The following is a 23,683-nucleotide window of genomic DNA, read 5'->3' as shown; positions in this document are numbered from 1 at the left end:
TCAATTTCCTTGCGTGGGTGAGGATCCGGAGCCTGATCCGGTTTCCGGGGTTTGTTCGGTTTGCTGTGGATAGAAGCGGCGGGCCGTGGCCTCGGAGATTTTCCCTTCGGCCAAGTCTCGGGCAACCTCTTCAGGTGTTCGCTTGGACGTAGGTCCGTAGGCGCCCGCCCCTGCGGTTTCGATAGCTACCCTGTCGCCGGGCTGCAGGACGGTGTAGCCGTGGTCGATGGGACGTGCTCCGGGGCTGAGGGCAACGTTGGCACTGGCGCCCGGCGTCCCGCCGTCGAGACCCCACGGCTGGGACTTCTGGCGGCTTGTGTCGAGCCAGAAATGGATGTTCTTGTCCTCGACGCGGACAGCCCGGCGAATGCCCAGGCCGCCCCTGTGCTGACCGGCGCCGCCAGAGTCCTGGATGAGCTCGTATGCTTCGACGACCAGGGGGTACTCGGTTTCCAGGCTCTCAACCGGGAGGTTGGAGGTGTTGGTCATGTGGACCTGCACGCCGTCGAGGCCGTCTTTGCTTGCTCGAGCACCACAGCCGCCGCCAATGGTCTCCAGGTAGACAAATTCCTTGCCCGTCCGGGAATTCCGGCCGGAGAAGTGGACTCCGGTGTTCGCACCGTTGCTTGCAGCCGTGACGCGTTCCGGGACGGCTGTGGCGAGGGCGCCGTGAATCAGGTCGACAATCCGCTGGCAGGTTTCGCTGCGTCCGTTGACGGCCGCCGGTTCCTCGCAGTTGATGATCGATCCGCGAGGTGCCTCGATCCGCACTGGGCGGTAGAGCCCTGCATTGGCGACGATGTCGGAATCGACAAGGCTCTTGAGCGAGTAGTAGACGGAAGCGTAGAGGGCCGTCCAGACCACGTTCACGCTCGCCCGGACCTGCGGTGGGTTGCCAGCGAAATCGAACAGGATTTCGTCCCCCTCCACCGTGACCTTGACCTGGAGGTCAAGTTCCTCGTCCAGTTCAGGACAGTCGAACTTGTCGGTGAAGGAGTAGACGCCGTCAGGCATTTTCTCGATCGCAGCACGGGTCCGGCGCTCTGTGTAGTCGAGGAGTTCCTCGGCGGCTTGCGCCATCACTTCGCGCCCGTAGCGGGCACAGAGGTCCTTGTACCGCTGTGATGCCAGGCGGTTGGCTGACTGCTGTGCGCGGAGATCAGCCTTTCGCTCATGGGGAACCTGGCAGTTGAGCAGGATGAGGTCCAGCATTTCCTGCTGCAGGTGCCCGCGCCGGATCAAGCGGACAGGCGGGATACGCAGGCCTTCCTGGAAGATGTGTGCATGCCCGCGGTCGCCAAAGTCCGCATGATGGGCCAGGTTTGCAGCCCAGGCGGACAGGACGCCGTCAACGAAAACAGGGGTGGCCAGGACGATGTCCGGAAGGTGGGAGCCGCCACCGCTGAACGGGTCGTTGCCGATGAACGTGTCGCCGTCATTGATTTCCTCCAGCGGATACCGCTCCATAATGGCGTCGACGATGCCCATGAGGGATCCCAGGTGCAGGGGCGAACCGCCCTCGTCCTGGGCGATGCCCCGGCCCTGCGCGTCGAAGAGGCCTGCGGTGCAGTCGCGGCGTTCCTTGATGTTGGTGGAATAGGCTGCGCGGACCAGGGTCCCGCCCATTTCCTCGACGACGGTGGACAGGGCGGACCCGATGACCTCCACCAGGACGCTGTCCAGGACCACGGGTGCCTTGGCAAGGTGGTTATTCACTGATACTCCTACGGATTTCGATGACTAGGTTGCGCAGGTCGTCCACGACGCACACGTCTGACGACAGCAGCAAGGTGGTGGTATCCATCTGCTCGATGATGGCCGGGCCTACAATCCGATGCCCGACGTCCAGGCGGGAGCGCTCGTAGACGGGGCAGGAGGTGTAGCCGCCTTCTTCCGGAAGGTAGACGTCCCGGCGTCCGAGAATGGCCGATTCAACGCTCCGCCCGGCAAACGATGACCGCCGAAGGTCGGCGCGGGGCACCGAGGCGACGGCCTGGATCCGGAATGTCACTGCTTCCACTACTTCGTCATGGGCGCTGTAGCCGTACATCCGGTCGTGGGCCGCCTGGAAGCTGTCGATGAGGACGTTGACCGTTTCCGCGGTGATCTCGCCCTCGGGAACGTCCACGGCAAGCTCGTAGTTCTGGCCGGCGTAGCGCATTTCGACCCGACGGGACAGGGAGCGTCGATCGGTTTCGATGCCCTCTTCCTCAAACCACTCATTCGCCTGGTCCGTCAGCTCGCTAAAGACCTTGTTGAAGTCACCGGGTGCCGCCGGGGAAGCCAGCATGATCTGGGTGCGCATGAAGTCACTACGGATATCCGTCATGAGCAGTCCCAGGGCTGACTGTGCGCCGGGAGTCTCCGGCACGAGGATTCGCCGCGAGCCCAACTCCATGGCGAGTCTGGAAGCGTGCAAGGGTCCGGCACCGCCAAAGGGGACAAGGACATAGTCGCGGGGATCGTAGCCGCGCTGCACCGAGATGACCCGGATCGCCCGTGCCATGTTGGCCGTGACTACGCGGATGATTCCCTGGGCTGCTTCCTGCACCGTGAGGCCCAGGGGATCGGCGAGGGACTTGATGGCCCGGTGGGACGCCTGGGCATCAATTTTGAGCTGGCCGTTCAGCAGGTACTCCGGGTTGAGGACCTGCAGCACGACGTTGGCGTCGGTCACAGTAGGGTCCTGGCCGTTCCCATAGCAGGCCGGGCCGGGGAAGGCCCCCGCGCTCGCCGGACCCACCCGCAGGTGGTTTCCGCTGTCGATCCACGCTATGGAGCCGCCTCCGGCGCCCACGGTGTGGATGTCCAACATGGGAGAGCGGATCGGCCGCCCGTCCAGTTCCATGCTTGACGTGACTTTCGGGCTTCCGTCCTGGACAAGGGAGACATCCGAGGAGGTTCCGCCCATGTCGAAGGTGATGATGTCCGGGCTGCCGGCAGCCGCCGTGGTGGCCGCTGCACCCACTACCCCAGTGCTCGGCCCGGACAGCACCAGGCGGACCGGAAGTTCTTCCGCCGTCGGGAAGGGAATGATGCCGCCGTTGGACTGGGTGACATGCGGCTGGCACCGCAGGCCGGCCTCGGAGAGGCTATGGCGGAGCCTGGCCAGGTATTTTGCGACGACCGGTCCCACATACGCATTCGTCACAACTGTGGAGAGACGTTCGAACTCGCGGAATTCCGGGAGGACTTCGCTGGACAGTGACACGTATGCTTCCGGAAATTCCTCGGCAATGATTCGGCCGATTCCCTGCTCGTGTTCGGGACGGACATAGCTGTACAGAAGGCAGACGGCGATGGACTCGACAGCCTGCTTCTTCAGCTCCCGTACCACGCCGCGTACTTCTTCGAGATCCAAGGGGATCTCCACACGGCCGTCATGCCGCACGCGCTCGGTGACTTCGTAGCGACGATCCCGGGGCACGAACGGCTCAGGCTTGTCCGCCTGCAGGTCGTAAAGATGCGGGCGGCGGCCCCGGCCAAGTTCCAGGAGATCCCTGAAACCCTTGGTGGTAATCAGGCCGGTCCGGACGCCGCGTCCGGTCAGGAGGGCGTTGGTGCCAACGGTAGTGCCGTGTGCAAAGTAGGTGACTTCATCGATGGACCGCCCACCGATCTGCTCGAGCAGTTCCTGCAGGCCCTGAATGATCGCCCGTCCCGGATCATCCGGGGTGGACGACACCTTGCGCACGTGGACCTGTCCTGTTGCTTCGTCGAAGGCGCAGAGGTCCGTGAAGGTTCCTCCGGTATCGACGCCGATTCGTAGACTCATGTTTTTCCTGCCTGGCTGGTTCGACCGCTGTATTTCGTCTGGATGGGTGAGAGGAAGATTTACCACCGTGGGCATCCCGCCTGTTTGGGGAACGTTCCCACAGCTGACTGAATTCGAGTGTAGGCATGATCTGAGTCACACGTCAATGGTGTTTTTGGGACCGTTCTCAAAAAATTTGTTGGCAGGCGGTCCGGTGCCCCATCCCGCTCCTTGAAACTTATTCCCCGAGGACCGCGTTGCCGCACCGAGCGAATTAGATCGCCCCATTGACGCCTCTTTATCGAGGAATGTATGCTCGATCACACCCTGATGGGAACGTTCCCCTTTTTTCGACACAAGTTCTATCGAAAGGCACTCTCGTGAAGAGACGAGTTCCGCTGGTCTCTAGCCCTCGCTCCGTCACTGGGCCCCAGTTCCATGAAACGCCACAGGCTTTCCCTTGGAACCTGAGATCGCGTTCCCATCCGCAAGCGACAGCAACGGGTACCCATTGCCCCGTTTCAGGGCTTTGGTCCGCCACAGTGGAGGGCCGGGACGTAACGGTCCTGCTTTTGGAGGGCCAGATGATGCCCACCGCTTCCAGTCGGCCGGTCCAATGGGCGTTTGTCGCCCCAGCACATGTCGACGCCGTCGGCAGCCCTTCGGCGTCAGTAATACAGCGTCAATAGCGCAAGCGTCAGTAATTCAAGAAAGTGAGTAAACACGCATGACTTCCCCACAAGGCGGAAAAACCGTTGCCATCCTGGGAGGCGGCATTCTCGGAGTTTCCACCGCAGTTCATCTCCTGCGAGGAGGGGCATCGGTGGTCCTTGTCACCGAAGGAGAACTAGCCAGCGGGGCAACGGGACGCTCGCTGTCCTGGCTCAATTCGGCTGGCAACCGTTCTGACGCCTACCATCATCTGCGCGTTGCCGGAATCGACAGGTACAGGACCCTTTTTGCCCAGGACCCCAGCCGGGAGTGGCTTCAGTTCGGTGGCGGCCTGTACTGGGCGGCGGCCGGTGAGGCACCGAAGGCAGAGGCCCGCCACGCCTATGAGCAGTCCCACGGCTACGATTCGCGCCTGGTCAAGCCAGAACAAATTGCCGCCCTGACACCCGGTGTCGATCCAACGGCTGTGGCCGACGTCGCAGTATTCAACCCGGGCGAAGGCTGGGTCAGCCTTCCACACCTTGTGGACTTCCTGATGGAGGAATTCAAGTCCAGGGGAGGAAGGCTCGTTACCGGCGCTGGCAGGAGCCGGGTTGTTACTACATGCAGCCGGGCCAGCGGTATTGCTGCCCAGGACGGCACGGTCTACGAGGCCGATCATGTTGTGGTTGCGTGCGGCGCCGCAACGCCGGCTGTCGTAGGGGAGCATGGTATTCATATCGCGGACGGCTCTCCCGTCTCTGCTCTGGTGATCACTCAACCGGCGGATTCGGAATTGAAGGCCGTTCTCAACACCCCTCGCGCTGCCGTTCGGCCCAACCCCGGAGGCACCCTGGCCATTGACCACAGCTGGTACGAGGAAAGGATCGTTGAGGCTGCAGATGGCTCCTTCTCGATTCCCCGGGAAGTGATCGATGAACTGACAGAGGAAGCCTCGCGCCTGCTTGCAGGGAATCCTGAATTGAAGGCGGCCAGCTGGAAGATCGGCCGGAAGCCAATCCCAGGGGACGGCGAGCCCGTGTTCGGGGAACTTGAAAAGCTTCCCGGCTGCTTCGTGGCGTTCTCCCATTCGGGGGCAACCGTTGGACTGATCGCGGGCGAACTTCTCTCCAGTGAAATTCTCACCGATGAAAAGCATCCGATGCTCGCGGCATTCCGTCCGGAGCGCTTCGATGGACAGTAAGAAGACGCATCCCATTCGCACGGCCATCCTGGGATTTGGAATTTCCGGTCGAGTTTTTCATGCACCCCTGATCGCCGCCGACGCCTCGTACTCGCTTGACGCGATCGTCACTTCACAACCCGAGCGGGCCGGCATTGCCCGAGCCACCTATCCGGACAGCCTCGTCATCCCATCTCCCGGAGAGCTGTTCGGGCGTATCGATTCCGGAGAACTCGCGCTGGATCTCGTGATCCTGGGAACCCCGCCGGCCACGCACAAGGAGCTCGCGCTGGAAGCTTTTCGGCGCAAGCTCGCTGTCGTTGTTGACAAGCCGTTCGTACCATCGTCAAGCGAAGCCGAGGAACTGATTGAAGCGGCGGTTGAAGAGGGAGTGACCCTGACCGTCTTCCAGAACAGGAGGTGGGACGCCGATTTCCTGACGCTCCGGCGGTTGATCGCCAGCGGAGAGCTGGGAGACATCCGCAGCTTCGAGTCCAGGTTTGAATGGTGGATGCCTGAGGGATTTGGAAACTGGCGTGACCGGGCCAGCTTGGAAGAGGGCGGCGGGATCCTGCATGATCTGGGTGCCCACCTTATCGATCAGGCTCTTGAACTATTCGGACCGGTTGTGGATGTTTATGGCGAGACGTCCCGGTTCGAGAATGCGCAGTCGGATGCCGACCAAGCAGCCTTTGTTTCCTTGTTTCATGAGTCGGGCGTACGCTCCCGACTCTGGATGAATGGCCACGCCGCCCAGCCGGGACCGCGGTTCCATGTCCTTGGTTCCAAGGCGGGCTACACAAAGTGGGGCCTGGACGGACAGGAACCTGCCCTGGCTGCGGGGGTTCTGCCGACGGATTCGGCCTATGGAATCGAAGCCTCAGACACCTGGGGCCGGCTCGGAACCACCGGCTCCACTAGGCACGTGCTGGCCGAACGCGGCAGTTATCCGCAGTTCTACACCCAACTGGCGCACGCCCTGCAGACGGGGAGCCGCCCGCCTGTGGACCCTCGAGACAGCGTCGAGGTATTGAGGGTCATCGAGCGGGCCCGCAGTACCAGCTTCGAACCTGCCTGAGGAACCGGATCCTGCGCCAGGAACCGGATCTGGCCCACGGACTGTCCGATCCGGGCGTCCCCGAGCCGGGCCCCTGTCCTCAGGCCAAGAGCGTGTCCTCAGGGCTCCGGGTAGCGCACCATGAGGGCGCCGGGATCCATGGACACAGTCAGGCGCGAGCCCTCGCCGGAGTGGTCGCCGTCGAGCTGGAAATCCTGAGGCACCGCCATGCTGATTTCGGCAGAGGTGCCCTGGAAGTATTCCACGGCCGGATCCTTCCCGCGGCCCTTGCCCAGCAGGGCACCCACCAGGCCGGCCAGCACCCCAAACCAACCGAAGGGCCCGCTGGGAGCGATGACCACCAGGTCCAGGATGCCGTCATTGACTGAGGCTCCGGGGAAGATTTCGATCCCTCCTTGGACCTTGCCGCAGTTGCCCACCATGACGCTGCGGACCCGACGGCGGACAGGCGGCTTCCCGTCTATGCTGATCTTCGCCCGCACAGGCTTCCCGGCCAGGTTGCGGATACCGGCGTCGACATACGCCAGCCAGCCCACACGGTCCTTCAGGTCGGCATCGGTGTCGGCCATGATTGAAGCGTCGAATCCCATTCCGGCCATCACCAGGAAGAGCAACTCCTCGCCGGCGTTGTCTACCCGGGCCCGGACCACATCGATGGGCTTCTCCTTGCCGATCAGGCATTCGCGGGCGGCCTCCGCGACGTCCGTGACGTCAATGCCCAGGTTCCGCGCGAGCAGGTTCCCGGTGCCCAGCGGAATCACTCCCAGCGCAATGCCCGTTCCGGCAAGGACCTCCGCCACGTAGCGGACGGTGCCGTCCCCGCCAGCGGCAATAACGACGTCGGCCCCCGCCTCAATTGCAGTGAGCGCCTGTCCAGGGCCCGGGTCTTCGATGGTGGTTTCCAGCCACAACGGCATGTCCCAGCCGGCCTCGAGGCACACGGCTTCGACTATTTCCCGCACTCCAACAGACGACGGTTTGGAGGGGTTGATGATGACGGCTGCCCGCTTGGCAGAGTCGGAATCTGGCTGTGCCATGTGGGTCCTCTTGTCTTCGACGGCGTGAAGTTGGCGGGGTTGTCATCGTAACTGCCGCCGAGCTTAGGCGGGCATCTCTGGACCCGTTCCGGCAGGTGCCATACTGTAGGGGGACCGGCCCAGGCCAACTGGTGGAGCTCCGCATCGGAGGTACATGATGGGTATCATCTCGTCTGGTTTTCACGGAAAACGACGTGCCGGGAATCCCGCGCTACCACCTGGCCAGTACGAGACAGAGAGCTTTCCCGTCCTCACGGCAGGGCCTGCGCCGGACGTCGCTGCCGAAGACTGGGAATTCTTCATTACCACTGAAACAGGTGAACGCCACAGCTGGTCGTGGGACGCGTTCATGTCCTTGCCGCAGGTTGATTTCCGGACCGATATCCACTGCGTAACCAGCTGGTCCAAGCTGGATACCTCGTGGCGCGGGGTATCCCTGGACACACTCTTCGAAGACGTGGAAACGACGTCTGACTTCGCGATGGCCCATTCCTACGGCGGCTACACCACCAACATCCCGCTGTCCGACCTTCTTGACGGTCAGTCCTGGGTGGCGTGGGAATTCGACGGCGAGCCACTTGAGCGCGCGCACGGAGGTCCTGCTCGCCTGCTCGTTCCACACTTGTACTTCTGGAAGAGCGCCAAATGGGTCAATGGGCTTGAGCTCATGCCAGACGACGTTCCCGGATTCTGGGAATCCAACGGCTACCACCTCCACGGCGATCCCTGGCGCGAAGAGCGATACTCATGAGTGAATCATGAGCAGCCTATGGCGGGTCGCGGAAGTCGTGAGCGGCACTCCCGAAACGGAGACCTCCAGGACGATTGGCCTCAAGGTTGCCGGGCTAAACGGCAGCCTCCCCGGCCAGCACATCGACATCCGCCTCACGGCCGATGACGGCTACACGGCCGTGCGATCGTACTCAGTGGCTTCGGCAGGCAACCACGACGTCCTGGAGATCACGGTCGATGAACTGGCCAACGGTGAAGTCTCCCCCTACCTTGTCCGGGATTTGGAAGTCGGCGACCGCCTGGAGATCCGCGGGCCTGTGGGCGGATGGTTCATTTGGCGGCCGACCGACCTAAATCCTGTGCAGCTGATAGCAGGAGGATCAGGAATCGTCCCGCTTATGGCCATGATCCGCGCGCACAAGGCGTCCGATAATCCGTCCCAGTTCCGGCTGCTGTACTCCGTCAAGTCCCCGGAAGCGGTGTTCTATCGTGAGGAACTCGCTAACTTGCACGAGGAATCCCGCAGATTCACCCTCGACTATGTGTACACGCGCAATGCGCCGCAGGGATGGCCCATCGAACCGAGGCGGCTCACGGCGGAGACGCTGCTGGCAAAAATCCTGGCTGTAGATGCCATGCCTGGCATCTACATCTGCGGCCAAACAGTATTTGTTGAAACGGTCGCAGACTGGTTGGTGCAGGCCGGCTATCCCGCTGCTTCGATCAGGACCGAGCGCTTCGGCGGAACGGGAGGAACCCGGTGACCGGCTACAACAACTCCCCTTCTCCGGCGCCGGACGGCCAGCAGCCGGACGGCGACCAGCAGCCCGATGACCTGGACATCGCCGGAGTGGGCGGCAACCCCATATCGCACCTCGATGGGAACTCCGTGGCCGGGCCCCTGGGGGAACTTTTCCGCATCGATATCATCGCGGCCCTCGGCCGCTGCAACCATTGCGGGGCTGTAAGGGCTTTCGGGGAGGCCACCGTCTACGCGGACTCCCCCGGAATCGTGGTGCGTTGCAGTTCATGCGAGGGCGTCCTGCTCAGGCTGGTGGAGACTCCGACCCAGTTTTGGCTCGATGTGCGCGGGCTCAGCTATCTGCAGATCGACCGCGAAGCCTAACGGCGATTTCGACAGGCTCAATCACCACTTCGACAGGCTCATTCACCGGATTCCGACCTGGGTCACAATCGGTTGCTTCATAGTAAAAAAGAAAAACCTTGACAGTGCCGTCCGTCACACTTACTTTTGATTTGGGATCCCAAAGCGGGATCCCAAAAGAGACTCCCCAACACCGGCAGTGATCCTCAACTCGAAGCAGGGACCAGGACCGCTAGTGCCGCCGGAACGGGTCTGGCTGCAGCGGCATCCCGCCCAGCTGAACAGAAGGTCCTTTCCCTCCGCTCGCACGACTCCCCCGAAGGAGAAACTGTGTCGCTCCAAAACACCGAAACAGTTACCACCGACAAACCCGGCAAGGACGGGGTGCAACGACGCACCAATGTCCGCTGGAAACTCTTCCTGCTGCTCCTGGTCCTCGTGGCCGTCAACTATATTGACCGTGGCTCCATCTCGGTGGCGCTTCCGATCATCCAGAAGGAATTCAACCTCGCCCCCGAGCTTGTGGGCCTCCTTCTCTCCGCCTTCTTTTGGACCTACGCGCTCATGCAGATTCCAGTGGGCTGGCTGATCGACAAGTTCGGCCCCCGCAAGGTCGTCACGGCGTCCTGCGTCGGCTGGGGCGCAGCCACGGCTGCTTCCGGCATGGCCGGCGGCTTCCTGAGCATGTTCATCGCCCGCCTCGGCATCGGCGTCACGGAAGCGGGCGTCATGCCCGCCGGAGGCAAGCTCAACGCCATCTGGATGCACAAGAAGGAACGTGGCCGTGGCGCCACAATCCTCGACGCCGGCGCTCCCTTGGGAGCAGGCCTCGGCGGCATCATCATCACCGGACTCATCGCCTCTACCGGCAGCTGGCGCACGGCCTTCATCATCGCCGGCGTCGCCACCGTCCTCATGGGCCTCGCCGTATGGTGGTACGTCCGCGACCACCCCCGCCAGCACCGCGGCGTCAACGACGCCGAAGCCGAGTACATCGAGGCTTCCCACGCCGAGGAAGACGCCGCTGCCGAAGAGGCCGGCAGCAAGGGCAAGCGTGCCTTGCTTCCCTACCTGAAATTCCGTTCCTTCTGGGCTATGTGCTTTGGCTGGCTGGGCTTCAACGGCGTGTTCTACGGCCTCCTCACCTGGGGCCCGCTCTACCTGGCGCAGGCCAAGGGCTTCGACCTGAAGACCATTGGCTGGTCCACGTTCGTGATCTTCGGCGCAGGTTTCGTGGGCGAAATCCTGGGCGGCGCCATCGCGGACAAGTGGCGCGACGCCGGTGCCTCAGCAAACCGCGTCATGCGCACCCTCCTGGGCGCGTCCAGTGTCGCGGTGGTGGGCGGCCTCGTGGGTGTCACGGTCGTGGCCGACCCGATTACCGCCGTCGTCCTCTTGTCCGTGGTGCTGTTCTTCCTCCGCTGGGTTGGCCTGTTCTGGTCCATCCCCTCCATCCTGGGTGGCCGCACCAACGCCGGCGTCCTGGGCGGCGCAATGAACTTCAGCGGCAACATCGCCGGTTTTGTCACCCCGATTGTGGTAGGCCTGATTGTCGGGGCCACCGGTTCCTACACGTGGGCATTGCTGTACTTCGTGGGATCGGCAGTCATCATGGGCATCTCGGTGCTGGTGCTGGACTACAACAAGCGACTGCCGGTCTGACCACCGGCCCCCGGTGCCGGCCCAGCATGCCGGCCTGCCGGGCGCATAGCCTTCAATAGCAAGACCTTCCGAAACTCGAATGGAGCAAAGATGCTGACAACAGATGAAACCCCCACCTCGGACCGCCCCCTGCGGGAAGCCGTGCGGGACACCATCCGTTCACGCATCTTCGAAGGCCACTATGCGCCCGGCACCCGGCTGGTGGAACGCGACCTCGCCGCCGAATTCAACGTCTCCAGGCTCCCGGTCCGGGAAGCCCTCCGGATGCTCCGGCAAGAAGGCCTCATCCGGGACCGCGCCTCACGCGGCATGGAGGTTGGCGGCCTGAGCGCCAAGGACGTGGAGGACCTCTTCGATGTCCGGACGTCCCTCGAGGTCCTTGCCTGCCGCCTCGCGGCAGCCAGGGCCACTGCCCAGGATCTGGAACACCTCTCAGGACTCCTGGACGAGGCCGAACGCTCCCTGGCAAAGGGCGCCATCATGGACGCGCACAGGGCCAACAGCGAATTCCACGATGCGATTACCAGGATCGCGAACAATGACTTTCTCCGCTCCGCGCTGGAACCCCTGCAGGGTCGTATGCACTGGCTCTTCCGCCACGTGAGCGACCTGCCGGAACTGATCCAGGAACACCGCGACCTCTACGCTGCCATCGCCAGCGGCGACCCCGAACGAGCCGCCGCCCAATCGGCGTGGCACATTGGCAAGTACCGCGAACAGTTCCCGCAGGAGTCCGCCGCGGAGCCCAAGCAACGGAAACGACCATGAAACTGCTAGTTATCAATCCCAATATCAGCGACGACGTCACGGCGCTAATCGAGGCGGAAGCCCTCCGCTCGGCCGGGCCGGACACCGAATTGATTGTCCGGACCGCAGGTCACGGTGTCGAATACATCGAGACCCGCTTCGAATCCCTCATCGCTGCCGGTGCCGTGGCCGAGATCATCGCCGAACACTGTTCCGGGCAGGATGAAGGGAAGGTCGACGGCGTCGTGGTCGCGGCCTTCGGCGACCCGGGCCTGCCCGCGCTCAAGGAACTCACCAACGTCCCCGTCATCGGCATCACCGAAGCAGCCCTGTGCGCCGCCGCACTGCAGGGACACCGCTTCTCGATCATCGCCATCTCGGATCGCATCACCGCTTGGTACCGGGACTGCGTGGAACACTTCGGCCTTGCCGGCCGGCTCGCCTCCATCCGGTCCATCAACCACAGCCTCAAGGGCATCGGCTCGGTGCAGCACGATTTCAAGGACACCCTTTTGGAACTCAGCCGCAAGGCAGTCACCGAAGACGGTGCCGACGTCGTCATCCTGGCAGGCGCGCCGCTGGCCGGCCTGGCCCGCAAGCTCGACGGACAGATCCCCGTCCCCGTTGTAGACGGCATCTCGGCCGGCATCCGGATGACCGAAGCCGTAGTGGCCCTGCAGTCGGGCTTCCACCGCCAGGGCGCCTTCGCGCCGCCGCCGGTGAAGCGCCGTCGCGGATTGTCTGAAAACCTCGACGCCGCCCTGACCGCTGCCCAGTCGCAGGTCACCCAGTCAGTGACTGCTCAAGCAGATGCGGCTGCCGCTTCCACCACCCACCCGGCCGCCGCCGCGAATCTTTAGGAGGACAACGATGTCCCATATCCCCGATCTTGTGATCGCCCATGGCACCGTGGTGAACAGCTTCGGTCGGCACAACGCGCATGTCGTCGTCCATGAAGGCCGGATTGAGCAGCTTATTGACGCTACCGAACCCGTCCCGACGTCGTCCCGCAGCATCGACGCCACCGGCAAGCTCGTGATCCCCGGCGGAGTTGATGGTCACTGCCACGTCGCCCAGGTGACCGGTCGGTACCGCACGCTGGATGACTATCGCACCACGTCCACGGCTGCCCTGTGGGGTGGTACCACCACCATCATCGATTTCGGCATCCCCCGCGATGCACAGGAAACCCCGCTCGAAGCCGTCCGGAACAAGAAGGAACTCGCCCGGGAATCCCGCTGCGACGTAGCCCTGCACGGCTCCGTAGTCAGCTGGGACGAAACCGTTCCGTGGCAGCTTGAGCAACTCGCGGCCGAGGGGGTGCGCTCCGTGAAGATGTACACCACCAACCGCGGCTCCACCATGGCTGATGGAGACACCATCCTGAAAGTCATGCGGGAAATGGTGCGGCTGGACGGACTCACCTACATCCACGCCGAGCACGATCCCATCATCGTGGACTGCACTGAACAGCATGCCGCGGACGGCCGGATCGCCGTCGAGCACCTGCACCGCACCCGGCCCGAACTCGCGGAGGAGGTGTCCGTCAAGGAGACCCTCGCCATGGCCGAGTACACGGGTGCGCCGGTGTACTTCGTGCACCAGTCGACGCCGGGCGCCGTCGACCTGGTTACGGAGGCCAGGAATCGCGGCCAGGAAGCCTATTCGGAGACGTGCCCGCACTATGTCACCCTGGACGATACTGTCTACTCCGGCCGCTTCCCGGAGTGGTTCGCCTGCTGCCCTCCCATGCGGGATGCCGAAACCGTCGTGGCCCTGAGGGAACGGCTTGCTGCCGGGGCTGTGCACACTGTGGCCTCGGACCACTCCTGCTATGACCTTTCCCAAAAGCGCGAGCGCCAGGACGACATCCGCTTTATGCCGCACGGCCTGCCCGGCGTCGAAACCCGCATGCCCGTCACGCTGACCGCCATGCTCGACGCCGGAGCCTCCGTTGAGGACTTCGTGGAGGTCTTCTCCGCCGGCCCCGCCAGGATTAACGCCGTTCCCGGCAAGGGCGTCATCGCCGAAGGCTTCGACGCCGACCTCGTGCTGTTCGACCCTGCGGATGAACGGACAGTCGACGGCGGCGCCCTCCACATGGGCACGGACTTCTCACCGTTCGAGGGGAAGACGCTGCGCGGCTGGCCCGTCGTCGTCATCTCCGCCGGTCGCGTGGTGGTGGACGAGGGCGGGTTCCAGGATCCCGGCCCCGTCGGTCGGTTCGTGGCCCGCAACGGGTTCACGGCCCACCGCGACGCCGTCGCTCCCCTTGAAGGCATCCCGTCCCCTGCCCGTCCTTCCGCCCTCGCCGCCCGTTAGGAGCCTTCGATGCCTTCAACCAACCGCCCCACCCGCATCGGGATGATTGTGCCGTCGTCGAACACCTGCCTGGAGCCGCAAAGCTACCGGATCCTCGGCGAGCGCCGTGACGTCACCCTGCACTTCACCCGCATTCCCGTCACCCGGATTGCCCTTGACGACTCGTCGGACAAACAGTTCGATGCCGCAGGGATGCGTGCCGCCGCTGAATTACTTGGGACGGCGGACGTGGACGTCATCGCTTGGAACGGCACTTCGGGATCCTGGCTTGGTGCTGCCCATGACCGCGAGCTTGTGGAGGAAATCACCGATGCGACCGGCATTCCTGCCACCACCTCCACGCTGGCCTACCTGGACGCATTCAGGGCCTTCGGTACGGAGCGGATCGGACTCTTCACTCCGTACACGGCGGATGTGAACGAGGCCGTCATTCAGTCGTACGCCGGCTGCGGGATCAAGACTGTTGACCACCGGCACCTGGACCTGAGCGACAACGAGTCGTTCGCCCGGGTCACGGATGCCGAGATGCTGCCCGGCTCCCTGGAGCTGGCAGCGTCCGCGCCGGATGCCCTCGTCTTCCTCTGTACCAACCTGTACGGTGCCAACATCACCGCGGATGTGGAGGAAACCACCGGTGTCCCGGTGCTGGATTCCGTGGCCGTGACGCTATGGCACTGCTTGAAGCTTGCCGGTTCCCCCTTGCTCGCACCGAGGTGGGGACGGCTGCTGGCGGACCGGACCTAGCCGGCCTGCCAGCATAGTGGGGTCGCGCGTCGGGAGGCGCGCGCCCAGGCAAGAACTGTCCGGGGCGGGAACAGCCTTGGCAGGAAACGACGGCGGTCCCTCCGTTTGCGGGAGGGGCCGCAGTCTGTTTGCGCGGGTATCTGGACTTGCGTGGCGTGTGGCTCATTCCCCGGCAGAATGATTAGCTACTAAAGGCTAGAGTCGACCGCTGGTGATTGAGCTGCAACATTGCGATACAGCCCGCAAAATGCCGCTTGAAACCACTGGCCCTGCAAACAAGGAGTTTCCTGTGAGTGCCGAGAAGACCTATACAGCACCCGAAGCCGAGCGTGAATACGATCCTGAGTACCAAGGGCAACAGTCGGAAACAGCCCTGCAGGCCCTCATCACGCGCATTGAGCAGGAAATTCAGGAGCTGCATTTCCCTGCCTTCAGCCAGGCGGACGCTGTATCACTGGGACTGCTCCTCGTGGAACTCGGCAGCACCCGCGCATTGCCAATCGCCATCGATATCAGGCGGCACGATCACATCCTCTTCCACGCCGCACTGCCAGGCGCCACCCCGGACAACGACAGCTGGATCGAACGCAAGAGCCGCACAGCCGAACGCTATGCATTGCCGTCCCTGCTCGTCGGTCTTCGCAACCGCGTCGGCGGTGGGCGCATCGAGGACTTCGCCTGGTTCGACGTGAAGCAATATACGGCAGACGGGGGCTCGTTCCCGATTTATGTCTCTGGAACCGGCCCCATAGGCACCGTCACCGTGTCCGGGCTCCCCCAAAAGGCTGACCACGAACTCGTGGTGGAGGCGTTGAGGGCTTTTGCCGCCAAGTGAACTATTGCCCCCTTCTAGCGCAAAAGGCGCAGGGACCCAGCGAAGAAGCAGTATCTGGCAATAAATGGCAAACGCTTTCTTGTTATTGCATTGGGGATTCTAAAATCGAGTTGTACTCGATTTGTGGTCCCGCTCACGGTGCCGAGGGCACAGTCGCGATCCCCGACGTCGTCCTGTGGCAGCCCGGCAAAGGCTACCTCTACAGCCTGGTCGCCGAAGTCCGCGGCGGCGGCCGGTTGGTCGACTCCTACAGCCAGCCCTTCGGTGTGCACACCATCGAGGTGCGCGGCAAGCAGTTCCTTATCAACGGCGGGCCCTTCTACTTTATGGGCTTCGGCATGCACGAGGACCACGTCACAGTCGGCAAGGGCCACAGCGCCGAGCACATGGTCAACGACTTCCAGCTCCTCGACTGGGTGGGGGACAACTCCTTCCGCACTTCGCACTACCCCTACGCCGAGGAGGTCACGGACTTCGCCGACCGCCGCCCCAAGGCAGCCGCCCACACCCTGCGACGCAGATGGACCGGGCTGCGTGATCGCAACGCCGGATCCGAGTCAGCATATGCAACCTCGCCCACATTGCCGGCAAGAAGTCAGCGCCGGAACAAGGAAATCACGATGCTGACTACAACCGAAACCACGATCATGGAGACCCAGGGAATGTAAACGCGCATGTTCTCCCGTTCGATTCGGACGTCCCCGGGCAGATGGCCGAACCAGGACAGCCAGCCGTTCCATGCCAGTATTCCCACGACGACGACCATCAGCCCGATAGCCACGAACAGCGGACCAAGGTCGCGGCCCATCACCTAACTCCTTTACAACCATGAAGTTTCAGTCTCGAACGAGATGATAGTCCCTGAAAGTTCGATGGTGCTGTCCTGATGGCTTCCCAGAGCGTTGGTTAGCCCCGGCGGGGCGTTGAGAACTCCGCGGTATCAAGGCTGATCGTGAACGGACCGTCATTGACCAGGGACACCTGCATCATGGCTCCGAACTGCCCGGTCTCCACCTCGGCGCCCAGGTCACGCAGCGCGGATATCAAGGCGACTATTAGCGGTTCGCTAACTGGACCGGGAGCGGCAGCGGACCAGGAAGGCCGCCTTCCCCGCCTCGTGTCCGCATAGAGCGTGAACTGGCTGACCACCAGCAGGGGCGCGTTCTCGTCAGCGCACGACTTCTCGCCGTCGAGGATGCGCAGCGTCCATATCTTGGAGGCGAGGGCCGCGGCGTCGTCCGGGGTGTCTGTATGCGTTGCTCCGGCGAGCACCACCAGACCCGGTCGGTGGATGGCTCCCACAGTTTCGCCGTCGACTGTGACCTCGGCTCGGGTGACGCGTTGAAGGATGGCTCTCACGGATCCACCCTAGGCGAATCCGCACCAGGGATTTCGCTACGGCCAGATCTCGGAGACTCCCATAAACTGCGAGTGGTAGTACTTGTGGACCTCGGACGCCTCAGCCTGCTCCTGTTCGTCGGCAGGCGCCGTTTCGGATTGCCCTTCCTGGCCATTAGCTTCAGCCATATCCGCCGCCTCCTTGCTGCCGTTGGCTTCCTCGCCCGACTTGTCCATGATGTCCCCCACTTCCAGACCTGTGCCGGTGTCCGCTTTCGCGGCTCCCACCTGACACTGTCCGCCCGGAAACCAAGGAAACTGCCGGGATCAGCGCATGATCGGATCAAAGTTGGCTCAAGATTCCGCTTCCCTAAAGACCGAAAAGTGGCAAAAATTGTAAGCATGCTTTGCTTCTAGGAAATCGTCGGTTCACCCAAGGAGGAAATCCAATGAACGACTCACCGAAGCACGACGAGCTGCCCCTTCCCGACTACGACCACATCCCGACAGGAACACTGCCAACACGCATCCAAGGACTGGATTCCGAAGGAGTCCAACAACTGCTCGCCTACGAACAGGCCCATGCGAATCGGCTCGGCGTCATCCAGATCCTCGAAAGCCGGCTCAACAACCTTCAGAATGGAGCGACACCGAGCGGACCGACCGTCCCGACCATGCCGGAAAAAAGTGATACCCAGGGAGGGTCACCGGTCTCACCTGCCACTGCGGGCCCGCCGGTAAACCCCCCACATGAGGGCGTTCCAACGAATCCGTCCCAGCCGCGCTAACTCGCCCGGGCAGCTAACTCCCCCCGGGCAGCCATGACGTTTCTCAGGGCGCGCTTATCCGAGCCGCGCAACGCTCTTCCGCGTCGGCTTCGGCGGCTCGGCGCCTGCGAACAACTCCGGCGACTCCGCCTGGATCCTCTCGACGTCCTCGAAAACGGCCCGGAGATGCACTCGTAGAGCGTCCACGGCTGCGCCAGTACGGTCTGAAGCGATGGCGTCAACTACGGCGGCGTGCTGCTCAAGCAGCACACCAAGCGGCCGGGTCGTGACCAGGCTGAGCCTCCGTGCACGGTCAAGATGAGCCTTCGCCGAGTTGACAGCAACCCATGCCGACTCGTGGCCCCCCAACCGCAGCAACTCCTTGTGGAACACTTCGTCAAGTTCGAAAAAGCGCTCTACGTCCTTTGCCTCCGCGGCCTCGCGCTGCTGTTCAAGGTTCGCGCGAAGCCTGCTCATTGCCTCGTCATTGGGCGACGCGATGCCAGCCAGGGAGGCGCACTCTATGGCTTCCCGAATGAACTGTGCCTCTGAAACCCGCGCGATATCCACCAGCGAAACGAATGAGCCGATTTGAGGATAGACCTCTACCAGCCCTTCCTCCCGAAGCAGGATGAGGCTTTCCCGGACGGGGGTACGGCTTACCCCAAGTTCCTTTGCAAGATCGTTTTCGGAGAGCGGCTCTCCGGGCTTCATCTCAAGGGAGATGATTCGCCGGCGTAGAGCCTCCAACACGATGTCCCGCACCGAAGAACGCCTGGCACGTCCTGTGTTCATCCCTTGCATGGACTAAGTCTAATTCCTTGACACACTAGAATGGTAGTGCTTGTATGGTAGTTGTAATCGCTACCGAGGCCGCTCAGCGGCGGGACAGAACTCCCCCTAGGCGGGACGATGATCCCCATTAGATGCCTCCCCAACTACCTAAACGTCTCATCGCATGCAAAGGAGCACCTGATGACTGAGAGCATCGCGCCCCCGTCGGCCAAGCCGGCATCACGGACTACCCGCGACCTTGCCAAAGCCGCTGTCTCCGGATGGCTTGGCACCGCCATGGAATTCATGGACTTCCAGCTCTACTCGCTGGCGGCAGCCATCGTCTTCAACAAGATCTTCTTCCCGGACGTGAGCCCGGTGGTCGGCCTGATTGCTGCTATGGCTACCTACGGCGTCGGTTATGTGGCTCGCCTGGTCGGCGCCGTATACTTCGGCCGCATGGGAGACAAGATCGGACGGAAGAAAGTCCTGTTCATCACGATCGCCCTGATGGGCGCATCGACCACCCTGATCGGTGTCCTTCCCACGTACCAAATGATCGGGATCTGGGCGCCCATCCTTCTCGTAGCCCTGAGACTGGTCCAGGGCTTCGGCGCGGGCGCCGAAATCGCCGGTGCCACTGTCATGCTTGCGGAGTACGCTCCAGCACGCCGCCGCGGCCTCATCTCCTCCCTTGTTTGCCTCGGAACGAACTCCGGCACGCTCGCGGCTTCCGCCCTCTGGGCCATCCTTGTCGGCCTCCTCCCTGAAGACCAGCTGCTGAGCTGGGGCTGGCGTATTCCGTTCCTCGCCAGCTTCCTCCTGATGATCTTCGCGGTATGGATCCGCCGCTCGCTCAAGGAAAGCCCGGTCTTCGAGCAGCGCGAAGACGTCGTCGACGGCGTCGCTCTCTCCAGGCGCGAAATCACCGGGGCCAAGGCCGCTGCCAGCACCGTCGCGGCTGGCAACACGGGCGTCGACACCAAGAGTGCCAGCACCATTGAAAAGGCCCTTCACCAGCGCAAGGGCAAGGCCTTCCTCATCGCCCTGGGCCTCCGCTTTGGGCAGGCAGGCAACTCGGGCCTCGTGCAGACATTCCTTGTGGGCTACCTCGCCACTGTGCTTCTCGTTGACAAGACTGTGGGAACCACGGCCATCATGTACGGCTCCCTGCTGGGCTTCCTGACCATTCCTCTGATGGGAATCCTGGGGGACCGCTTCGGCCGCCGCCCTCTGTACCTTGCACTCAGCACGCTGACCGCACTCTTCGCCATCCCCATGATGCTGATGATCACTAGCGGCAACACGGCAGTCATCACCGTGGCCATGGTGATTGGCCTGAACCTCGGAGTCCTGAGCTTGTTCTCCATGGAAAGCGTCACCATGGCCGAATTCTTCGGCGCCCGCACCCGGTTCACCCAGTTGGCACTGGCCAAGGAAATCGGCGGCATCCTCGCCACGGCCATCGGCCCGATCCTGGCTGCAACGCTCACGGCCGTCACCGGGCACTGGTGGCCGCTGGCCGCGATGCTCATCGGCTACTCGCTCATCACCCTTGTCTCCGCCGCCGTCGGACCCGAAGTCCGCGGACGCGACCTGGTTCGCCTCGAGGATGCCGCGTGAAAGCGGTAGTAGTGCACGGGGCCAATGACCTTCGCGTCGACGACCGCCCCGAGCCCGTCGCCGGTCCCGGCGAGGTTGTGATCGACGTCGAATGGGGCGGAATCTGCGGTTCGGACCTCTCCTACTGGAAGCACGGTGCCTCCGGTACGGCATTTCTGAAGGCACCCCTGGTCCTTGGGCATGAGGTGGCGGGACGCATCGCTCAACTGGGAGACGGCGTCCGCAACCTGGAAGTCGGCCAGCCCGTCACGGTGCATCCTGCGGAGCTGGTGGGAGATGGCTCGATGCCCGCACGCCTGGCAGGCCGGACCAACCTCTACCCACAGGTGAGGTACTTTGGCTCCGCTGCCTTCGATCCCCACACGGACGGCGGCTTCTCTGAGCGGAAGACAGTCGGCGCCTCCCAGGTCCGTCCACTGCCCGATGGCGTAGACACCTTGCGGGGCGCACTGGCCGAACCCCTGGCGGTCGCCATGCATGCAGTGGCTCGGGCCGGTTCACTCGCCGGACGGGACATCCTGGTCAATGGCGCCGGGCCGATCGGCTCCCTGGTGATGGCTGCGGCAAAGTATGCCGGCGCCAGATCCGTTACGGCGGCAGACATCAACCCTTCCTCGCTGCGGATCGCCAAAGCCATGGGCGCGGATGAAGTCCTGAACGTCGCCGGGCCCGACACGCTGCCGGAAGATGTGGAGCTTGTGTTCGAGGCGTCCGGAGTTCTCGGTGTGCTGGGCCAAGTCCTCCGCGCCACGGCCCGGGGCGGAACAGTGGTCCAGGTGGGCAACCTCCCCGGGGCCGCCGCTCCGGCGGCCCTTGGGGACCTCGTGACCCGCGAAATCACCTGGATAGGCTCCTACCGCTTTGTGGACGAAATCAGTGACGCGATCGCCGCGATGTCCGCCGGATTGGATGTTTCGCCCATCATCACGCACAAATTCGGCATCGACCAGGCCGAGGAGGCCATGAAGGTCTCCGCTGATCCCACTTCCGGCAGCAGCAAGGTCATGCTCCGCCTCGCTCCCAGCTAACTGACAGTAGTCGTCGTTATGAGGGCTCATAACGACGACTACTGCGACCTACTTGAAGGATAAATCCAGTGAAAATCACCGACGCACGGGTAGTGGTTTCGTCTCCGGGACGAAACTACGTCACCCTCGTCATCGAAACCGAGGACGGGATCACCGGCATCGGGGATGCAACTCTTAACGGCCGCGAGTTGTCCGTGGCGGCTTACCTCACGGAACACCTCTGCCCGCTGCTGATCGGCCGGGACGCCCGGCGGATCGAGGACACTTGGCAGTACTTCTACAAGGGCGCCTACTGGCGCCGCGGCCCGGTGACCATGACGGCGATCGCCGCGATCGACGTCGCCCTGTGGGACATCAAGGGGAAAGCCGCCGGCATGCCAGTCTACGAACTCCTGGGCGGGGCCGCCCGCGAGGGCGTGATGGTGTACGGCCACGCAAGCGGCTCCACCTTTGAGGACCTCAGCGCAGACTTCCAGCATCACCTGGACCTCGGCTACAAGGCCATCCGGGCGCAAGCAGCCATCCCCGGTTTGGAAAAGACCTACGGGATCGCACCGGTGGACGGCAAAACCTATGAGCCCGCCAGCGGCAACGTGCCCCAGGAGGACACCTGGGAGACCACCGCGTACCTGGATTTTGCGCCCAGGATGATGGCGCACGTCCGGGAGGAGTTCGGCTACGCAATCCATGTCCTGCATGACGTCCACCACCGGCTGACCCCTATCGAAGCAGGCAGGCTGGGTGCCTCGCTCGAGCCGTACCGCCCCTTTTGGATCGAAGATCCGACGCCCGCCGAGGACCAGTCGGCGTTCCGCCTCATCCGGCAGCACACCACTACGCCCATCGCCGTCGGCGAGGTATTCAACTCGATCTGGGACTGCCAGCAACTGATCACCGAACGCCTGATCGACTACATCCGCACCTCGGTGTCCCACTCGGGCGGCATCACGCACCTGCGGCGTATTTTCTCCCTGGCAGACCTCTATGGCGTCCGTTCGGGTTCCCACGGCGCCGGTGATTTGTCGCCGGTGTCCTTCGCAGCAGCGCTGCACGTGGATATGGGCATTCCCAACTTCGGGGTCCAGGAATACATGGGCCATCGTGAACCGGCCGGCGAGGTATTCAAAACCTCCTACACCTTCACGGACGGCTACATGCACCCCGGTGATGCGCCCGGCCTGGGCGTGGAGTTCAATGAGGCGGCCGCAGCCTTGTACCCGTTCGATCCCAAGTACCTGCCCATCAATCGCCGGCTCGACGGCTCGGTGCACGACTGGTGAACACCTCAATGCAGCAGAACCAGAGCCAGCCTTTCGACGTCGTCGTGCTGGGCGAGATCCTCGTTGAAGTAGCCACGGACGATCCGTTCGGGCACGGCGTTCCTGCCCGGCTGGGCATCTCCGGCGATGCCCTGAATGTGGCAGCTTCGGCCGCCGCAGCAGGTGCCCGCGTGGGCCTCCTCGCCGTCCTGACGGACGACGACCTCGGCCAGGCGATCGCCCGCCGGATCGCAGAATTGGGAATCTCCACTGCGCTACTCCGGTTCCGGAAGGGCCAACAGGGCGTGTACCTGGTCCACAGTGACCCGGACGGACAGCGGGAGTTCTCTTACGCGCGCAGCGGAAGCGTGGGTTCCACTTTGAGCCCGGACGACGTCGACCCCGCCGTCTTTGCTACGGCGGGAGCAGTGGTCGCCAGCGGGATCGCCTGTGCCATCTCCGAAAGTTCGCGTGCGGCAGTAGCCAAGGCTGCGTCGTTGTCGGGCCGCTTCGTATTCGACCCCAACTTCCGGCCTCGGCTCTCTTCTGCCGCGGACGCCGCCTCGGGGCTCGAAGCCCTGGCGCCGCAGGCCTTCCTGGTCACGCCGTCCTTTCCCGGCGAGACCTCGGCACTCCTGAAGTGCGCTTCCGCCGAGGATGCTGCCGCCCGACTGCGGGACCTGGGGGCGGCCAACGTGGCCGTGACCTGTGGTGCCGAAGGTGTGCGGTTGCTGGAAGGCTTGGAGTCGCTGTGGATCGACGCGATTCCTGCGCCTGCTGTAGTGGATCAGACTGGGGCCGGCGATGCGTTCGTCGGAACCCTGACCGCGCGCGTGGTCCTTGGCGACACACTCGCCGAAGCGGCACGCTACGGCGCTGCCGCAGCCTCTCTCGTGGTGGGCGGAAAGGGCGGCACGGGGTTCATCCCCAGCTTTGAGCAGACCCGGGCGCATGCCCAGGAGGCCATCAGAGGAGGGGAACTGTCATCGCACGCCTAAACGCCGCCACTCTCGCCGAGAGGGGAAACCACCGCGCACTGCTGGC

24 protein-coding genes are annotated in these 23,683 nt (G+C 63.4%); 17 read left to right on the top strand and 7 right to left on the bottom strand.

The window, feature by feature from the left end:
• Positions 1–1,716, bottom strand: a complete 1,716-nt coding sequence (locus J7E82_RS02230) for a hydantoinase B/oxoprolinase family protein (protein ID WP_214859916.1) — start codon at positions 1,714–1,716, stop codon at positions 1–3.
• Complete coding sequence (locus J7E82_RS02225; protein WP_214859914.1) at positions 1,709–3,775, bottom strand: hydantoinase/oxoprolinase family protein; 2,067 nt, start codon at positions 3,773–3,775, stop codon at positions 1,709–1,711. The genes J7E82_RS02230 and J7E82_RS02225 overlap by 8 nt, the downstream gene beginning before the upstream one ends.
• A 706-nt stretch (positions 3,776–4,481) precedes the next feature.
• On the opposite strand from J7E82_RS02225, the gene J7E82_RS02220 reads away from it, so the two are divergent.
• A complete protein-coding gene (locus tag J7E82_RS02220) occupies positions 4,482–5,609 on the top strand; it encodes an FAD-binding oxidoreductase (RefSeq protein ID WP_214859912.1) in 1,128 nt (375 codons plus the stop codon).
• On the top strand, positions 5,599–6,666 hold the full coding sequence (locus J7E82_RS02215; protein WP_214859910.1) for a Gfo/Idh/MocA family oxidoreductase: 1,068 nt from the start codon (positions 5,599–5,601) through the stop codon (positions 6,664–6,666). Before J7E82_RS02220 ends, J7E82_RS02215 begins: the two co-directional genes overlap by 11 nt.
• Positions 6,667–6,764: 98 nt before the next feature.
• Here J7E82_RS02215 and J7E82_RS02210 read toward each other — a convergent pair whose 3' ends face one another.
• Positions 6,765–7,703 carry a diacylglycerol kinase family protein gene (locus tag J7E82_RS02210; protein ID WP_214859902.1) on the bottom strand — a complete coding sequence of 313 codons (939 nt, stop codon included), beginning with the start codon at positions 7,701–7,703 and terminating at the stop codon, positions 6,765–6,767.
• A 157-nt stretch (positions 7,704–7,860) separates the two neighbouring features.
• Between J7E82_RS02210 and J7E82_RS02205 the strand changes: the two genes are divergently transcribed.
• The 10 genes from J7E82_RS02205 to J7E82_RS02160 all read left to right on the top strand — a co-directional run bounded on the left by J7E82_RS02205 (position 7,861) and on the right by J7E82_RS02160 (position 16,518).
• Complete coding sequence (locus J7E82_RS02205) at positions 7,861–8,454, top strand: sulfite oxidase-like oxidoreductase (protein WP_214859988.1); 594 nt, start codon at positions 7,861–7,863, stop codon at positions 8,452–8,454.
• 7 nt (positions 8,455–8,461) lie between these two features.
• Positions 8,462–9,199, top strand: a complete 738-nt coding sequence (locus tag J7E82_RS02200; RefSeq protein WP_214859901.1) for an FAD-binding oxidoreductase — start codon at positions 8,462–8,464, stop codon at positions 9,197–9,199.
• Complete coding sequence (locus J7E82_RS20460; protein ID WP_214859899.1) at positions 9,196–9,561, top strand: DUF6510 family protein; 366 nt, start codon at positions 9,196–9,198, stop codon at positions 9,559–9,561. The genes J7E82_RS02200 and J7E82_RS20460 overlap by 4 nt, the downstream gene beginning before the upstream one ends.
• A gap of 309 nt (positions 9,562–9,870) precedes the next feature.
• Complete coding sequence (locus J7E82_RS02190) at positions 9,871–11,202, top strand: MFS transporter (protein WP_214859897.1); 1,332 nt, start codon at positions 9,871–9,873, stop codon at positions 11,200–11,202.
• Between the two features lie 90 nt (positions 11,203–11,292).
• Entirely contained in the window at positions 11,293–11,970 is a 678-nt protein-coding gene (locus J7E82_RS02185; protein ID WP_214859895.1) for a GntR family transcriptional regulator, read from the top strand.
• Entirely contained in the window at positions 11,967–12,809 is an 843-nt protein-coding gene (locus tag J7E82_RS02180) for an aspartate/glutamate racemase family protein (protein ID WP_214859893.1), read from the top strand. The genes J7E82_RS02185 and J7E82_RS02180 overlap by 4 nt, the downstream gene beginning before the upstream one ends.
• Before the next feature lie 10 nt (positions 12,810–12,819).
• Positions 12,820–14,271 carry an amidohydrolase family protein gene (locus J7E82_RS02175; RefSeq protein WP_214859891.1) on the top strand — a complete coding sequence of 484 codons (1,452 nt, stop codon included), beginning with the start codon at positions 12,820–12,822 and terminating at the stop codon, positions 14,269–14,271.
• A 9-nt stretch (positions 14,272–14,280) separates the two neighbouring features.
• Positions 14,281–15,015 (top strand): aspartate/glutamate racemase family protein, encoded by a 735-nt coding sequence (locus tag J7E82_RS02170; RefSeq protein ID WP_214859889.1) that lies wholly within the window; start codon positions 14,281–14,283, stop codon positions 15,013–15,015.
• 289 nt (positions 15,016–15,304) lie between these two features.
• Complete coding sequence (locus J7E82_RS02165; RefSeq protein ID WP_308113550.1) at positions 15,305–15,850, top strand: heme-degrading domain-containing protein; 546 nt, start codon at positions 15,305–15,307, stop codon at positions 15,848–15,850.
• Positions 15,851–15,960: 110 nt separating this feature from the next.
• A complete protein-coding gene (locus tag J7E82_RS02160; protein WP_251041326.1) occupies positions 15,961–16,518 on the top strand; it encodes a glycoside hydrolase family 2 TIM barrel-domain containing protein in 558 nt (185 codons plus the stop codon).
• On the opposite strand, the gene J7E82_RS02155 is transcribed toward J7E82_RS02160, so the two are convergent.
• The 3 genes from J7E82_RS02155 to J7E82_RS02145 form a co-directional block, all read right to left on the bottom strand.
• On the bottom strand, positions 16,446–16,658 hold the full coding sequence (locus tag J7E82_RS02155) for a DUF2905 domain-containing protein (RefSeq protein ID WP_214859881.1): 213 nt from the start codon (positions 16,656–16,658) through the stop codon (positions 16,446–16,448). The genes J7E82_RS02160 and J7E82_RS02155 overlap by 73 nt on opposite strands.
• Before the next feature lie 98 nt (positions 16,659–16,756).
• Complete coding sequence (gene dtd / locus J7E82_RS02150; RefSeq protein ID WP_214859876.1) at positions 16,757–17,209, bottom strand: D-aminoacyl-tRNA deacylase; 453 nt, start codon at positions 17,207–17,209, stop codon at positions 16,757–16,759.
• A gap of 36 nt (positions 17,210–17,245) precedes the next feature.
• A complete protein-coding gene (locus J7E82_RS02145; protein ID WP_214859873.1) occupies positions 17,246–17,476 on the bottom strand; it encodes a hypothetical protein in 231 nt (76 codons plus the stop codon).
• Between the two features lie 161 nt (positions 17,477–17,637).
• Between J7E82_RS02145 and J7E82_RS02140 the strand changes: the two genes are divergently transcribed.
• On the top strand, positions 17,638–17,976 hold the full coding sequence (locus J7E82_RS02140) for a hypothetical protein (protein ID WP_214859871.1): 339 nt from the start codon (positions 17,638–17,640) through the stop codon (positions 17,974–17,976).
• A 54-nt stretch (positions 17,977–18,030) separates the two neighbouring features.
• Here the strand turns inward: J7E82_RS02140 and J7E82_RS02135 are convergent, their stop codons facing one another.
• Complete coding sequence (locus tag J7E82_RS02135) at positions 18,031–18,759, bottom strand: GntR family transcriptional regulator (protein ID WP_308113549.1); 729 nt, start codon at positions 18,757–18,759, stop codon at positions 18,031–18,033.
• A 171-nt stretch (positions 18,760–18,930) separates the two neighbouring features.
• Here J7E82_RS02135 and J7E82_RS02130 point away from each other — a divergent pair, with 171 nt between their 5' ends.
• The 4 genes from J7E82_RS02130 (at position 18,931) to J7E82_RS02115 (ending at position 23,637) form a co-directional block, all read left to right on the top strand.
• On the top strand, positions 18,931–20,352 hold the full coding sequence (locus J7E82_RS02130) for an MFS transporter (RefSeq protein ID WP_214859869.1): 1,422 nt from the start codon (positions 18,931–18,933) through the stop codon (positions 20,350–20,352).
• The gene (locus J7E82_RS02125) at positions 20,349–21,380 is read left to right on the top strand and encodes an L-idonate 5-dehydrogenase (protein WP_214859868.1); all 1,032 of its coding nucleotides are present in this window, start codon (positions 20,349–20,351) and stop codon (positions 21,378–21,380) included. Before J7E82_RS02130 ends, J7E82_RS02125 begins: the two co-directional genes overlap by 4 nt.
• Positions 21,381–21,448: 68 nt before the next feature.
• Positions 21,449–22,660 (top strand): D-mannonate dehydratase ManD, encoded by a 1,212-nt coding sequence (manD, locus tag J7E82_RS02120; RefSeq protein WP_214859867.1) that lies wholly within the window; start codon positions 21,449–21,451, stop codon positions 22,658–22,660.
• Positions 22,661–22,668: 8 nt separating this feature from the next.
• Complete coding sequence (locus J7E82_RS02115) at positions 22,669–23,637, top strand: PfkB family carbohydrate kinase (RefSeq protein ID WP_214859866.1); 969 nt, start codon at positions 22,669–22,671, stop codon at positions 23,635–23,637.
• Positions 23,638–23,683 lie beyond the last annotated feature (46 nt).

The sequence above is a fragment of the Arthrobacter sp. ISL-30 genome (genome assembly GCF_018613855.1).
Taxonomy (GTDB): Bacteria; Actinomycetota; Actinomycetes; order Actinomycetales; family Micrococcaceae; genus Arthrobacter.
Note: the sequence above shows the minus strand (reverse complement) of the source record. Positions and strands in the feature narration are given on the sequence as shown.